The organism is Emticicia agri (assembly GCF_004168285.1).
Classification (GTDB): Bacteria; Bacteroidota; Bacteroidia; order Cytophagales; family Spirosomataceae; genus Emticicia; species Emticicia agri.
The window spans coordinates 35976-51166 of sequence record NZ_SEWF01000021.1 but is presented as its reverse complement, the minus strand read 5'-3'; the positions used below and the strand labels follow the sequence as shown (position 1 = coordinate 51166).

Below are 15191 nucleotides of genomic sequence, written 5' to 3'. Positions count from 1 at the left end.
CTAATCAGCGCTATGAAGATAATTGAATGCCCGAGAGACGCTATTCAGGGGCTTCATGATTTTATTCCGACACAAAAAAAGGTTAATTATATTAACCATTTATTGGCAAGCAATCTTTTTGACACGATTGATTTTGGTAGCTTCGTTTCGCCAAAAGCTATCCCTCAAATGGCTGATACGAAAGCCGTTGTGGAAGGGTTGGACTTCTCTAATACGAAAACTAAACTCTTAGCGATTATTGCTAATGAAAGGGGAGCCATTGAAGCGGCACTATATCCTCAAATCACTTATTTAGGGTATCCCTTTTCAGTTTCAGAAACCTTTCAGTTAAGAAATACCAATGCTACCATAGCCGAATCATTGGAAAGAGTAAAGTTGATTCAGGAAATTTGTGTAAAATCAGCTAAACAACTGGTATTATACCTTTCTATGGGTTTCGGCAATCCTTATGGTGATGCCTGGAATGCAGAAATTGTTTTAGACTGGATAGAGCAATTGAAACAACTCGGAATAAGCATATTTTCTTTGTCAGATACAGTTGGTGTAGCCACACCTGAAAATATTGGTTATTTATTCAAAAACCTGATACCAAAACATCCTGACCTGGAGTTTGGGGCACATCTGCATACAACCCCTGATACCTGGAAAGAAAAAATAGAAAGTGCCTACATAGCAGGTTGCCGAAGATTTGATGGAGCCATAGCAGGATATGGTGGGTGCCCGATGGCGGCAGATGAACTGGTAGGTAATATGCCAACCGAAAATATTCTATCTTATATAGGAAATGCTGATACTGATAAAATAGAGTCTTTAAAAATTGCTTTTCAAAACCTCATTGCCTGATGTATTTTTCAGAAACTGCAATTGCTTTTTTCTCAGCCATTGAGCTGAAAATGATAAAAACAGAACTCAGAGAAAACCTGTTTATTATTACCCTCAGCAGACCTGAAAAGCGGAATGCCTTTACCCCGACAATGGTACAGGAGATTGCGCTGGCCTTGGCTTATGCCAACATGCAGGATAATATCTGGTGTATATTAATAGAGGCAGAAGGGCCTGTTTTTTGTGCCGGAATGGATTTAAACGTATTTCAGAATCCTGACCTTGATAGTAGTAATAACCATTTGCCTAAGCCGGAGAAAGAAATAACTTTAGGAGATGCTTTCAAAAGTTTATCGAAACCATGTGTAGCAAAAGTAAAAGGTGACGTATTAGCAGGCGGATTTTTATTGATTGGAGGTTGTACATTTGTGATAGCGACAGAAAAGGCTAATTTTAGTTTGCCTGAGGTAAAAAGAGGGATTTTCCCTTTTCAGGTAATGGCGACTTTGTTAAAAATTATACCTCAGCGGAAAGTATTGGAAATGTGTATTTTAGGTAAAAAATATTCAGCAAGAGAGGCTTTGGATTTAGGTTTAGTCAGTCAGGTTTCTACTGATGACGCCATTGAAGAAGATACTCATCATTTAATTCATACAATTTTAAGTGGCGCACCTTTTGCCATTAAAAAAGGCATTGAAGCCTGTCAGCATCTGTCTGAAATTCCTGAAAATGAGCAACACGTATATCTGATTAACCTTTTGCAGGAGGTTCGCCAATCATCTGATGCACAAGAAGGTATTGTGGCATTTAAAGAAAAAAGGAAGGCTGTCTGGCAGAATCGTTAAAAAATAGGGCTACTCAATAAATTTCAGGAATATTTTTTGCTGTAAAGTATTCAAATCCTTTCTTTGAACGGCATTCCGCTTATGGTAAATTTGCAGTCCGGAATTTTAATGTTATTTTTGGCGAAAATTAAGAGAGGTACGCATGAATCGTAATGAGCTTGACAAAATTATTGATAACCTTGACACTGTTTTTAGAGGAGATGCCTGGCATGGCCCTGCTGTAATGGAATTTATCAACTCAATGTCTATAGATGTAGTTGATACCAGAAAAGAATACTCTAAATACACAATTTGTCAGATAATTTTCCACCTTGGTATCTGGAGAAAATTTGTTTTAGAAAAACTGAATGGAAACATACGTTTTGATTTAGTAAGTGAAGAAGAAAATTACGGAACCGAGGAGGACATTACACAAGCCAACTGGCCGAATCTTGTCAGTCAGTTAAAGAAGAATCAGGAAGAATTACTGTTAAAATTAGAAAATTTTGACGATGAATTACTGGTTAAATTAGTACCGGGTCAGGACTACAATTATTATAAATTATTAACAGGATTAATTCAGCATGATACCTATCATTTAGGTATGATTTGGGTTTTATGGGAATAATAAGGCATATTTAAACGTTAGCAATAGAATTAGATTTAAAATATAATGGAAGAACTACAAACTAAAGAAATAGACAGAATTAAAACTTTATTGAATGCCGCTTTTCATGGCGGTTCATGGCATGGCCCATCGGTATTGGAGAATGTCAAAGATATAAAGCCTAAAACTGCCGGAAACCGTCAGAAAGGAATTCATACTATTGCTGAATTAGTTTACCACATGACGACCTGGAGAATTTTTGCTTTAAAGAAAATTCAGGGAGAAGCTGATTTTGATATTAAAACGGAAAAACAGAACTGGGGGAATTTAAAGGAAATTGATGAGTTTGAGTGGGAAACCCTTCAGATGGAACTTACCCTGAGCCATGATGAACTGATGAGCAGCCTTGAAGACAAAACTGATGATTTTCTGGCTGAAATAGTTCCGGGTAGTGAATATGATTTCTATACGCTTCTGCATGGTATTATCAATCATGACCTTTACCATAACGGACAGATTGGAATTCTGAAGAAAATGGCACCTAAAAGCAGCAAGTTTGATGATGAGGAAGACATGAGAAGTAGCCGTTATTTCAGTGAAGGTTTTGATGATGAGTACTGAAAAATAAATAAAATATAGAAAAAACTTGGAAATGTATAAATAGTTCTTATAATTTTGAGAAAAATTAAATTCACTCAAAAATCCATACGACTATGTTTACACTTACCAAGTGGGCAGGGAAGCACCCCACGCTCGTTCGTTTCATTATTCTTCCTGTTTTATTTTACATTCAATGCCGCATGGCTTTCGTACTGGGAGCCGAAATGTTTTTTGAGGGTACTTCACTTTCTATTGCATTTTTGTTGGCTATGTTTATTATTAATATTGGTATTTGTGTGGTTTACCCTTTCAATGCCAAAGAACTAATCCATAAGTATTATTATAGATTAAAAGTAATGCAATTAGTGGCTTGCTTGTCTGCCGCAGGCTTATGGGGATTCATTGGTAATCAGACAGCAGCCTATTATGAGCATGTGCGTATTGCTGAAATGGGAATTAAACCCACTTATAGTTATCCTTTTTCGATTCTGGCAGTTACCCTTACCAACACAACTGTAGGGGAGTCAGAAAGTTCCATGCTCACTACCAAAACAGTTTTCAAGAATTATTTTAAAAATGCCATTGCCAAAATAAAAAAATCAACTTTGCTTCGGCCAAAAGCTGACCAATCTGCTAAAGTTTTATTAATCATACTTGGTATAATTTTGCTTGGCCTTGGCATTGTAGTATTAGTTTGCGGTATCCAATGCGGAGGCGCTTCAGGTTCAGTAGCTTTGGGCGTCATAGGGGGATTAGCCCTTTTGGGTCTGGGTATCTGGGCTTTGGTTGGTGGTTTCAGGAGGGCATTCAGAATGATGAAAAGACCTGTGGTGAATTAGATCGATAATAATCTTTATATAAAAAAATGGCTCTTAAAGGGATTAAGAGCCATTTTTTTATATAGTATTTTCTAATGCTGAAAACTGATAATCAATTCTTCTAATATTTTCTGATCTTCTTCATTTAAACATTTAGCGGCACTCAGGTAGCTTAACGCACTTATGATTTTACCTTTATCTAATGGCGTTCCTGCATTGCTTACATAAGCAGGTAGAATAAAAGATAAAGGTTTTAATTCTTTTCTCTCACACCATTTATCAATTAATGAATCTAAAACGGGATTTTGGTTTTCTAAAGCATTCATTCTTTTCAAACCCTCGGTAATTCCAGACTTTATCATATTTCCGTAAGGGTTAGTTGAAAGAGCATCTGCATAGTCAGCCCCTAATTGATAATATTGAATGGCTTCCTGATTTTGTCCAAGGTCTTCGTAAGATTTGCCGACGTTCAAGCAAAGCGATGGGAAATATTTCTGCATCGCATCTCCTTCAACTTTTTTTGCCAACTCAAACGATTCTAAATTCCATGTTAGCTTATCTGTTAAAGAATTTTGTCTCCGGGCTATATAATGTGCAGCGATAAAAGCCTCAAAATTATCAGATGCCGATTCCCATGCCTGTTTGAATAGCTTTTCAGACGCTTCTAACCTGCCCTCAAATTCTGCATTCATACCTTCAGCACATAACTGAACAATTCTATTGCTTGGGTCGAAGTCCATTTTAGTGAGGAATATTTACCGTTTCCAGACCTTTAATAGTTACTCTGTCGGCTTCTACTAATACTGAGATAGGCGTTTCTGAAAGGTTATCAATCGTAATATAATCATGAAAGATGGCTACTTGTAAAGCATTTTGTCTGAATCCTACTCTAAAAGAAAAACTCTGCCATTGTTCCGGCAAAAATGGACTGAATGCGAGCGTATTCTCTTTGATACGCATCCCACCAAATCCTTTTACAACCGACATCCAGGTTCCTGCCATAGAGGTGATATGAAGCCCGTCTTCAGTATCATTATTATAATCATCAAGGTCTAAACGGGCTGTTCTGACATACATTTCATACGCTTTATCTTTCTTGCCCAATTTAGCTGCCTGTATAACATGCACACAAGGAGATAAAGATGATTCATGAACGGTCATAGGCTCGTAAAAATCAAAGTTTTTACGCAATACATCTACTGAAAAATCATCTTCAAAGAAATACAAACCTTGCAAAACATCGGCCTGTTTGATAAAGCAAGACCTTAAAATTCTATCCCATGACCATTTCTGGTTAATAGGGCGGTGTTCTGCAATATCATGTACGGTCAATAACTCTTTATCAAGAAAACCATCCTGTTGAAGAAATACTTCCCGCTCGGCATCATAAGGGAAATACATATTTTTGATAATGTTTTTCCATTTTGATGTTTCAGCAGTTTCGTCGAAACTGGTCAGGTTTACAATCTGTTCATATCTGAAGGGATTTGATTTAACTTTTTCAAGGGCTTCAAGCGTATATTTCAGACACCATACTGCCAGATAGTTGGTGTACCAGTTATTATTCACATTGTTTTCATATTCGTTTGGTCCTGTAACCCCGAGCATTACATATTTTTGCTGCGCCGATGACCAGTTGATGCGTTGAGACCAGAATCTGGCAATTCCGATTAAAACTTCCAAGCCATATTCTTGCAGATAGTTTTCATCGTTTGTATATCTGATATAGTCATAGATGGCATAGGCAATAGCTCCGTTGCGATGAATTTCTTCAAAGGTAATTTCCCATTCATTATGACATTCTTCTCCATTCATTGTAACCATCGGGTATAAAGCAGCACCATTTGAAAAGCCGAGTTTTTCAGCATTCTCAATAGCTCTTTTCAGATGATTGTGTCTGTAAACCAATAAATTACGTGCAACTTTTTGTTCTGACGTTGAAAGATAAAAAGGCAGGCAGTAGGCCTCTGTATCCCAGTAGGTAGAGCCGCCATATTTTTCACCTGTAAATCCTTTAGGGCCAATATTCAGTCTTGAATCTTCTCCGGTATAAGTTTGTTGTAGATGAAAAATATTAAATCTTATCCCTTGTTGTGCCGCCACATCGCCATCAATCTGAATATCATTCCCTTCCCATTTGGCTTTCCAGGTTAGTATCTGCTCCTCTAACATTTGATTAAAACCTTTAGCTGTAATTCTTGCCAGATAATTTTTGGCCTCAGCCGTAAGGTTTTCAACTGGATAATTTTCAGAGGACAGATTCACCGCATATTTATAAATCACGGTTTCTTCGTTTTGCTTCAATGATAATTTTACTTCATTGGCTACATACTTATCCTTTTTGATAGGCATGGTTTGACAATCGACTGACTCGCCACCCTTGAAACACTCGAACTTCATGCCTGTACAAACCTGAAAAGTAGGCACCGAGTCCCATTTAGACTTTTTGGTTTCTAAGGTTAGATAACACTCACCATGTGTTGTTTCTTTGCTAATCTCATTCCAGAATTTTTCTCCGTGGTTAGAGTCTTTATTAGAAATATCTCCATCTAAAGAAACGGTTAATTTAGCTTGTGTTGAAAAATTCAGCGGTGTAATGGAATAGCTTATGGCTCCGGCTTCGTCGTCTTTTAAACTACAAAATCGTAGCGTGTTTATTTTTAAAGATTTACCTGAGGGGAGTTTTACCACAAAAGAGCGTTCAAGTGTTCCTTCCTGCATATTCAGCACACGTCTGAATTCAGACACTTCACATCTGGCTAAATCAAGGGTCTCTCCGTCAATCTCAAGGTCAATACCAGTCCAGTTACAAGCATTTAGTACTTTGGCAAAATAATTAGGATAACCATTTTTCCACCAACCTACACGAGTTTTGTCAGGAAACCATACACCGGCTACATAATTACCTTGTAGGGTTTTACCTGAATATTTTTCTTCGAAATTACCTCTGCCTCCCATACGTCCATTTCCCAGGCTCATCAGACTCTCAGTAATTTCGTTATATTCCGGATGAAAACCCTCTTCAATAATGCACCATTCATCATGGACAATATAATTTTTCATACGCGTTTTTTATAGCGGTTGTCGCTTATTAAAGGTTAAAGTAAGTGTTTTGTAATTAGTTATCTTCTTTGGAAATCGTAACTGTCTTAAAGTCTAATACGCAAGGTTAATTTATCTGGGCTAATAATTCATGAATATCAACGCCTACAAGATTTTCAAAAACTACATCGGCTTGTGTAAGTACCTCCTTTTTGCCAATACCTACTACTTTCATGCCACCGTTTTTGCCTGCTTCTACGCCTGCCACTGCATCTTCAAACACCAGACATTCTTCTGGTAATACAACCAGTTCTTCAGCACCTTTCAGAAACACTTCCGGGTCTGGTTTGCCTTTAGCTATTTTAGTACCATCAATAATGGCATCAAAATCATCAGACATACCAATGCTTTCCAAAATTAACTTGGCATTTTTACTTACTGAACCCAGTGCTGTTTTAATATTTTCTTTTTTTACCTGTGCAAAAAAGTCGGTTACTCCCGGCAGAATATCTTCAGGACTCATTTTGCTAACCAGATTAAGATAATTTTCATTTTTTTGGGTAGCTAAAGCTAATTTTTCTTCCTGACTTAGTTCAATCCCGCCATGTGTCAGTATAATGTCCAGCGAGTCCATACGGCTGACCCCTTTCAGTTGCTCATTAAATTCTTCTGAAATATCAAACCCTAAACCATTTGCCATCTGTTTCCAGGCCTGATAGTGGTATATGGCAGTATCAACGATTACTCCGTCTAAATCAAATAGGAATGCTTTAATCATCTTTTTCTTGGGTTGTTTTGGCAATCTTAATCAGGTTTGTAGCTGTAAACTATCCGTCGTCTATAAACCCAAATAATTATTTTCTGCGGTATTACAAATTAACAAATAGTTTTTCTAAGCGCAATTGTTGTTAGCCAGAAAATTGCGCTTAATTGTATTTTTTTAATAAGTGAACTTAATTAATCTCTAAGATAAGGGCTGTCATTGGAGGAACTTTTATGTTTTTTATATCATTCAGGGTCTCACCAGTCATGATATTTTTTGCAGATTGAGACGTTTTTAAAATCTCGGCAAAATTTTTAGTGCTGATTTCTTTTTCAGTAGTATTAGAGTTGCTGACAACCATTACACGTTGTTTATCTGTATATCTGAAATACACATAAATCCCGTCGAATGGTAAAAATTGTTTCATCTTACCCTGAGTAATAGCCTCTGATGTTTTGCGATAATTCAGAAGTTTCTTGTTCCACTCAAATGCTTCATTTTCTTTGTCATTTCGGCCACTTGCTACAAATTTATTTTCTTTGTCGCCAGCCCAGCCCCCCGGAAAATCTTTCCTCACCTCGGCATCGGTTGGATTTTTAAAGTTTTTCATCAGAATTTCTGTGCCATAATACATTTGTGGAATCCCCCGTAAGGTATAAAGCCATGTAAGCCCCATCTTATATTTATTAAAGTCTTCGCCGATGACAGAGAAATATCTGTCGCTATCATGGTTTTCAACAAAAGGCACTAATCTTTCAGGGTTCTGATAAACCATGTCCTGTGCAATTACCTGATATAACCGATTTACACCTTCACTCCATCCGAATTTTTCGTTCAAAGCAGTGTTAATGGCACTCTGAACCTGAAAATCACAGCTTGAAGGTAGATTGCATTTAAAGGGAATATTAAAATTGTTTTTGGTGAAGTATGACTGACTGACAACTGTTCCTACGGCCGACTCTCCAAAAATCAACATAGTGGGGTGCTCGTCTAAAATAGCCTTATTACACCTGTTCATAAACTCCATATCATTATAAATATATGTGTCAATCCGCCAGGCGTCAATATCAAAATATTCGATTGTCCAGAGGGCATGTTGAATCAGAAAGTTTGCCAGAAACGGGTTTTTCTGATTCAAATCAGGTAAAAAGGGTACAAACCAACCATTTGACGTTACTTTTTTGTCGTATTCTGAGGCATGAATGTCGAATATTGGTTGATCTTTATAAGAAGTATTGGTATAGCTATCCCACCGATTCAGCCAGTCTTTCGAAGGCATATCTCTTAAAAACCAGTGGTTGATACCCACATGGTTATACACAGCATCCTGTATCACTTTAATGCCTTTCTCGTGGGCAACTTTAATAAGTTTCAGGTAGGCTTCATTCCCTCCTAATCTTTTGTCAACATTATAATGGTCTGTAAAACCATAACCATGATACGCACTGCGCATAGTACCGCCTTCATTGGTAACAGGCTGGTTATTTTCAACAACAGGGGTAAGCCAGATAGAAGTAGCGCCTAATTCTTTGATATAATCTAAATGATTGATAATACCCTGTAAATCTCCTCCATGACGCAACCAAGGGTTTTTTCTATCAGAATTATTATCAACCATATTGTCAAATTTATCATTGGTTTCGTCTCCGTTAGAGAAACGGTCAGGCATAATCAGATAAACCACATCTGCCTGCGTTACGGCTTGTGGTTTGGCTGTTCTCGATTTTAGCTCATAATCAATTTTCAGGGCATCTGCTCCTGTTCCCAAGGTAAAAGCCAGTTTTCCTGCCTTGGTAGTTTTGGCAATTTCTAAGTCTACAAATAGATAATTCGGGTTTTCGACCTTATTTGTCTTTTTTATTTTTACCCCTGCATAGGGTTGTAAAGTGAGTTGCTGAGCAGCTATATTATTGCCATAAAGCAAGATTTGGAGGTTGGGGTTTTTCATGCCTACCCACCAGTTGGTAGGGTTGATTCGTTGCAAATCAGGTTTTTGTCCAAAAAGTTCAGTAAATAGTAATAATTGTACAAAAACAAGAATTGCCGATTTTGACAGGGATTTCATAGAGGTAAAGTGTTTCGTTTATCTGGCAAAATAACACAAACAAAGTTTTTTTTCATAAAAAAATACTCATTAGATTTGAAAACACTTTAACCTATGTGCAAGATGTATAAGATTATATGCTTTGCGGTGTTATTCTTTTATAACTGGGCAATAGCGCAAACCCCTACAAAAATGACCAAAGAAAAAAAAGAAAGTGAAAAAAAAACCGATAAACTGGTGGTTTATCAAATCTACACGAGGTTATTCAGCAATACCAAAACAACAAACAAATTCAACGGAACAATCAAGGAAAATGGTTGTGGAAAGTTTAATGACATCAACGACAAAGCCTTGCAGGCTTTAAAGAAATTTGGTGTATCTCATGTATGGTACACGGGTGTAATTGAACACGCAACCATGACAGATTATTCTAAATATGGTATTCAGAAAGATAATCCACTGGTGGTAAAAGGAATGGCAGGCTCGCCTTATGCAGTTAAAGACTACTACGATGTTGACCCCGACTTAGCTGTAAATGTAAAAAACAGGATGAAAGAATTTGAGTCATTGGTGAAGCGAAGCCATAAAAATGATTTGAAGGTAGTCATAGATTTTGTGCCTAACCACGTAGCACGTCAATACCATTCTGATGTGAAACCACCACACGTAAAAGACTTAGGTGAAGATGATGATAAATTGAAAAGTTTTGCGCCTAATAATAATTTCTACTACATAGAAGGGCAGCAGTTTGTGGTTCCTGAAAATGTGAATCCGCCTGTGAAAGTTGCCGAACCCTTTATAGAAAATCCAGCTAAAGCAACAGGAAATGATGTTTTTACTTCCATTCCCAGTATAAACGACTGGTTTGAAACTGTAAAACTTAACTACGGCATTGACTATCTGGATAATCGCAGTACGCATTTTAATCCTGTGCCCAATACCTGGTTGAAAATGAAAGACATTCTTCTTTTCTGGGCTTCGAAAGGTATAGATGGTTTCAGATGCGACATGGCAGAAATGGTTCCTAAAGAGTTTTGGGGCTGGGTAATACCCGAGGTGAAAAAAGTAAACCCTCATCTGATTTTCATTGCAGAAATCTATAACCCATCGGCTTACTGGTCTTACATTGCCGAAGGTAAATTCGATTATCTGTATGATAAAGTGGGTTTATATGATGGTTTAAGACGTTTGATGCAGGGTGGGGGAGATGCTAACGATATTACGAAGGTCTGGCAGAATGAGTCAGGAAATTTTGCCAATCAGATGATTCGTTTTTTAGAGAATCATGACGAACACCGCATCTGTTCCAAGTTTTTTGTTGGAGATGCCTTTAAAGCAATTCCCTCAATGATTGTGAGTGCTACGCTCCATTCGGGGCCAGTCATGCTGTATTTCGGACAGGAGTTAGGGGTAAATCCTAATGTAGCGGAAGGCTTTAGCGGCGATGACGGACGTACTACTATTTTTGATTACTGGGGTGTGCCGGAGTTTCAGAATTGGGTGAATGACCATAAATATGATGGTGGTAAAATGACTACCGAACAAAAGAAAATAAGGAAATTCTATGCCGATTTACTAAAATTTGTGAATACCAGCGATGCTGTGCGGAATGGACAATTCTTCGATTTACAATACGTGAATAATAACGGTCAGGCACCTCATTATAACGACCAAAAAATATTTAGTTACCTGAGATTTACCGAAAAGCAAAAATTATTGTTTATTTGCAACTTTGACTTAGAAAATTCATATTCAACTGCTGTTAATATCCCCGTTGGTGCATGGGAAATGATGAAGCTTGACCCTTCTCAAAAATATACTTTTAAAGGAGTTTTTGGTAATAAATTAGTTATTGAAGAAGGAAAAGCCGACAAAGTAAAAGTTGATATTCCGAAAAACAGTGTGCTGATATTTGAGATTAAATAAAAAATAGCAAACCAACCCTTTAACCTATATAAACCCAATCAGATAATGGCATCGAGTGTCAACAAAGACAAACCACTACTTTCGTTCTGGCAGATATGGAATATGAGTTTCGGCTTTTTCGGTATTCAGTTCGGATTCGAATTACAGAACTCCAATGTTAGCCGCATTTTTGAAACCTTAGGAGCTAATAAAGATGAAATACCTTTGCTTTGGATAGCTGCGCCTGTAACAGGCTTAGTAGTGCAGCCGATTATCGGCTATCTGAGCGACCGCACCTGGCATCCTTACTGGGGAAGAAGAAGACCCTTTTTCTTTATCGGCGCAATTTTAGCCACAATTGCTCTCTTTGTGATGCCTAATTCGTCGGTCTTGTGGGTTGCCGGGGGAATGCTCTGGATTCTTGATGCTTCTATTAATATTTCTATGGAGCCGTTCAGGGCATTTGTCGGGGATAAACTAAACTCTAAACAAAGAACTACAGGTTTTGCCATGCAGAGTTTCTTTATCGGGGTGGGTTCGGTTATTGCCGCTTTATTACCCTATATTTTCACTAACTGGTTTCATTTTAGTAATACGGCCCCTGCTGGAGAAATTCCTGACTCGGTTAAGTATAGCTTTTATATAGGCGGTGTAGCATTCCTGACAGCAGTATTATATACGGTTTTTACCACTGATGAATTCCCTCCGGAAGATATGGAGGAGTTTAAGAAGGAGTTAAAAAAAGCCAGTTTTATGGACGGGTTTAAAGAAACCTTTGTAGGAATCTTTAAAATGCCTAAAACGATGGCTCAGTTGGCTGTTGTGCAGTTTTTTACGTGGTTTGGTCTGTTCGCTATGTGGATTTATAGTACCAATGCTGTTACAAGCACCAAATATAATATGAAGGTGGATAAAGCACTGGTAACAAAAATGGAAACGGCTTTGCAGGCTAAATTACAATCACCACAATTAGATGCGAAAGAAGGCAAGATATTCAAATCGCTACAGGCTGATATTAATGAGATAAACGAATACAGAGCTAATCAGAACCCTGTAACTATCTCCATTAATCTGGCTAATTATTTTGAAGAAAACAAAGAAAATATACTCAGCGCTGAAGAAGTAAGTGTATTGCAAAGAGTAAAGCATGAGTATAACGACGGCGCCGACTGGTTAAATCTTTGCTCAAGTGTAAGAAACGGAATAGCGGCTTTATTTGCCTTTATTATTCCACTCATTGCCCTGCGCACCAATCGTAAAGTTACCCACATGATTTGCCTGATTATTGGCGGAATCGGCCTGATTTCTATTTATTTTATTACCAATCCGCAATTAATCATTCTTTCAATGGGTATGGTTGGTATTGCCTGGGCAAGTATATTATCTATGCCTTATGCCATTCTTTCTGGAGCATTACCCGCCAACAAAATGGGTTATTATATGGGGGTTTTCAATTTCTTTATTGTTATTCCTCAAATTGTTGCCGCTACAATTTTAGGATTCTTTACAATGAAAGTTTTCGGTGCTAATACTTTAAACACGATTGTTTTAGGCGGTGTGTCTATGATATTAGCAGGCTTATTAGCTCTACGGGTAGAAGATAAAGACTGATAATTGTTATTTTTGCGATTGAAATCGTATAATTCTACAAACTGCCATATACTGTAAGCATTATTCGGTATATGGCTTTTCTTTATTTTTTTTCATTTACATTGACTGATTTGACGACTTTAGATTCATAAATGATGCTGTAATTTGTTATAATTGCAAGTCTATACAATTATAATAATGGTCTTATTCCACTACTGCTTTATCTTAAAAGAATTTCTTTATGCTTAATTAACTCTATATTGTACTGAAACTCCGGACAAATGTTTAAAAACAGGTATCTATATCCATTTCTTCATATCATTATGTGGTTAGGTTATACCGCCTTACCGCAATTGAACATTAATTTGCGAGATAGTTCAAGACCGCAGGTTAATCCTTATAGCAATGGCTATTATTGGGCTTATGCTTCTTTTTCGGCTATATTCCTGTTTTATTTTCACTCCGAATATTTATTCCCCAAAGTTTACAAACAAAGGCCTATCAGGTATTTTATTTATCTGGTTGTAGTAATTGCTGTATTGTTAGTAGGGAGATATATGGCTCGAATAAATTTTGTAGGTAACGACATTAATCAGACTCTGTTTTATGTGAATGGTTTTCTTCAGTATTTGTATATTTTTGGCATTAGTGCTTCCTATAGTTTCTTTACATTTTATCAAAAACAACAAAGTTCACAGCGTGATAATGAGCATGAAAGACTAAAGTCTGAACTTTCATTTTTACGCTCGCAGATTTCTCCGCATTTTATGTTTAATCTGCTTAATAGTCTGGTGGCCCTGAACAGAAAAAAATCAAACCTCGTTGAGCCTGTTTTATTGAAAATGTCGGATTTATTGCGGTATATGCTTTATGAAAAGGACGATAAACAGATAACCCTTGACAATGAGGTAAAATACCTGCAAAACTATATTGATTTGCAAAAGCTGCGTTTCGGAGACTATGTTGATATAGACTTTATGGTAAAAGTGCCTACTTTCAGTAAAAATATTGAGCCTATGCTACTGATACCATTTGTCGAAAATGCCTTTAAACATGGCGTAGGTATGATAGAGAAACCTATCATCAGGGTAGAACTGCAAATGATTGATAATCAGCTTCTTTTTAAGGTAATGAATAAATTTAATAAAGATATTCAGGAGGTAAAAGACGGAGCCTCGGGCATTGGTCTTACCAATGTAAAAAGAAGATTGGAATTGCTATATCCGGACCAACATTCGTTGCTGGTAGAGGAAAAAGATAATTTTTATACGACTGAACTGACACTTAATTTAAGACAAGTAGCCTGATTTTTCTGACAGGATTCTGTCTTGATATATACTAAATTTCAATAATTACTTTGAATTTCTGTATTTTTGTAAGGTAATTGTATTTTGAAACTGAAATTCATTTGCATCAAAAACCAGAAAACCCCCAATAATATGCGTTGTATAGCCATTGATGATGAACCATTAGCCTTAGACCTTTTAGAAGATAATATCAGGCAGGTGCCCTATTTAGAACTAGTCGGACGCTGTAGAAACGCTTTTGAAGCCATACAGTTGATTCAGAAAGAAAAAGCAGAATTGCGCCAGATAGACTTGCTCTTTTTAGATATTCAAATGCCCGGTATTACCGGTGTTCAGTTTCTTAAAAGTCTGGTTACAAATCCGATGGTTATTTTTATAACAGCTTATGAGCAATTTGCTTTAGAAGGATTTGAACTGAATGTTATTGATTATCTGCTGAAACCTGTTTCATTTGAACGCTTCCTGAAGGCCTGTAATCGTGCACACGAGTTGCATCAACTGAAAAATACGCCACAGCAAGTAACGGCACCCGTAGCTTTAGAAGAGCATTTCTTTGTAAATGCCGAGTATTCGCTGGTTAAAATCCGCTACAACGATATTTTGTATATAGAAGGCTTAAAAGACTATATCAAAATTTATTTGGCTACACAGAGTCGTCCTGTCATTACTCGTATGACCATGAAAGGTATCGAAGAAAAGCTGTCTTCCATGCCATTTATGCGTGTACACAAATCTTTCATTGTCTCTCTCAATAAGATTGAGTCTATCCGCAATCTTAAAATTAGCATTGGTACTCACCAGATTCCTGTTAGTGAGCAGTTCTCCGAGGAACTTATGCGTAGGATTGGAGGTAAATAGACGTCGCAAAA

13 protein-coding genes are annotated in these 15191 nt (G+C 37.1%); 9 read left to right on the top strand and 4 right to left on the bottom strand.

The genetic code is table 11. The features are described from left to right. The first annotated feature begins 12 nt into the window (after nucleotides 1–12). The 5 genes from EWM59_RS15040 to EWM59_RS15020 all read left to right on the top strand — a co-directional run bounded on the left by EWM59_RS15040 (nucleotide 13) and on the right by EWM59_RS15020 (nucleotide 3692). Nucleotides 13–843, top strand: coding sequence for a hydroxymethylglutaryl-CoA lyase (locus EWM59_RS15040; protein ID WP_130021975.1), 831 nt, complete (start codon nucleotides 13–15; stop codon nucleotides 841–843). After that, nucleotides 843–1667: an enoyl-CoA hydratase/isomerase family protein gene (locus EWM59_RS15035; RefSeq protein WP_130021973.1), complete on the top strand. Its 825-nt coding sequence runs from the start codon at nucleotides 843–845 to the stop codon at nucleotides 1665–1667. Before EWM59_RS15040 ends, EWM59_RS15035 begins: the two co-directional genes overlap by 1 nt. A 142-nt stretch (nucleotides 1668–1809) precedes the next feature. Next, nucleotides 1810–2274 carry a DinB family protein gene (locus EWM59_RS15030; protein ID WP_130021971.1) on the top strand — a complete coding sequence of 155 codons (465 nt, stop codon included), beginning with the start codon at nucleotides 1810–1812 and terminating at the stop codon, nucleotides 2272–2274. A gap of 45 nt (nucleotides 2275–2319) precedes the next feature. Further along, nucleotides 2320–2874: a DinB family protein gene (locus EWM59_RS15025; RefSeq protein WP_130021969.1), complete on the top strand. Its 555-nt coding sequence runs from the start codon at nucleotides 2320–2322 to the stop codon at nucleotides 2872–2874. A gap of 92 nt (nucleotides 2875–2966) precedes the next feature. Beyond that, nucleotides 2967–3692: a hypothetical protein gene (locus EWM59_RS15020; protein ID WP_130021967.1), complete on the top strand. Its 726-nt coding sequence runs from the start codon at nucleotides 2967–2969 to the stop codon at nucleotides 3690–3692. A gap of 71 nt (nucleotides 3693–3763) precedes the next feature. Here the strand turns inward: EWM59_RS15020 and EWM59_RS15015 are convergent, their stop codons facing one another. The 4 genes from EWM59_RS15015 to EWM59_RS15000 form a co-directional block, all read right to left on the bottom strand. Beyond that, nucleotides 3764–4411, bottom strand: a complete 648-nt coding sequence (locus EWM59_RS15015; protein WP_130021965.1) for a hypothetical protein — start codon at nucleotides 4409–4411, stop codon at nucleotides 3764–3766. 1 nt (nucleotide 4412) lies between these two features. Further along, nucleotides 4413–6734 (bottom strand): family 65 glycosyl hydrolase domain-containing protein, encoded by a 2322-nt coding sequence (locus EWM59_RS15010; protein ID WP_130021963.1) that lies wholly within the window; start codon nucleotides 6732–6734, stop codon nucleotides 4413–4415. 106 nt (nucleotides 6735–6840) lie between these two features. Beyond that, on the bottom strand, nucleotides 6841–7491 hold the full coding sequence (gene pgmB / locus EWM59_RS15005) for a beta-phosphoglucomutase (RefSeq protein ID WP_130021961.1): 651 nt from the start codon (nucleotides 7489–7491) through the stop codon (nucleotides 6841–6843). A gap of 175 nt (nucleotides 7492–7666) precedes the next feature. Continuing rightward, nucleotides 7667–9541 (bottom strand): glycoside hydrolase family 13 protein, encoded by a 1875-nt coding sequence (locus EWM59_RS15000; protein ID WP_130021959.1) that lies wholly within the window; start codon nucleotides 9539–9541, stop codon nucleotides 7667–7669. 102 nt (nucleotides 9542–9643) lie between these two features. Here EWM59_RS15000 and EWM59_RS14995 point away from each other — a divergent pair, with 102 nt between their 5' ends. The 4 genes from EWM59_RS14995 (at nucleotide 9644) to EWM59_RS14980 (ending at nucleotide 15180) form a co-directional block, all read left to right on the top strand. Beyond that, nucleotides 9644–11446 (top strand): alpha-amylase family glycosyl hydrolase, encoded by a 1803-nt coding sequence (locus EWM59_RS14995; protein WP_130021957.1) that lies wholly within the window; start codon nucleotides 9644–9646, stop codon nucleotides 11444–11446. 45 nt (nucleotides 11447–11491) lie between these two features. Beyond that, entirely contained in the window at nucleotides 11492–13036 is a 1545-nt protein-coding gene (locus EWM59_RS28410) for an MFS transporter (protein WP_229239367.1), read from the top strand. A gap of 260 nt (nucleotides 13037–13296) precedes the next feature. Continuing rightward, entirely contained in the window at nucleotides 13297–14322 is a 1026-nt protein-coding gene (locus tag EWM59_RS14985) for a sensor histidine kinase (protein WP_130021955.1), read from the top strand. A 132-nt stretch (nucleotides 14323–14454) separates the two neighbouring features. Next, nucleotides 14455–15180 carry a LytR/AlgR family response regulator transcription factor gene (locus EWM59_RS14980; RefSeq protein ID WP_130021953.1) on the top strand — a complete coding sequence of 242 codons (726 nt, stop codon included), beginning with the start codon at nucleotides 14455–14457 and terminating at the stop codon, nucleotides 15178–15180. The last annotated feature ends 11 nt before the right edge of the window (nucleotides 15181–15191 follow it).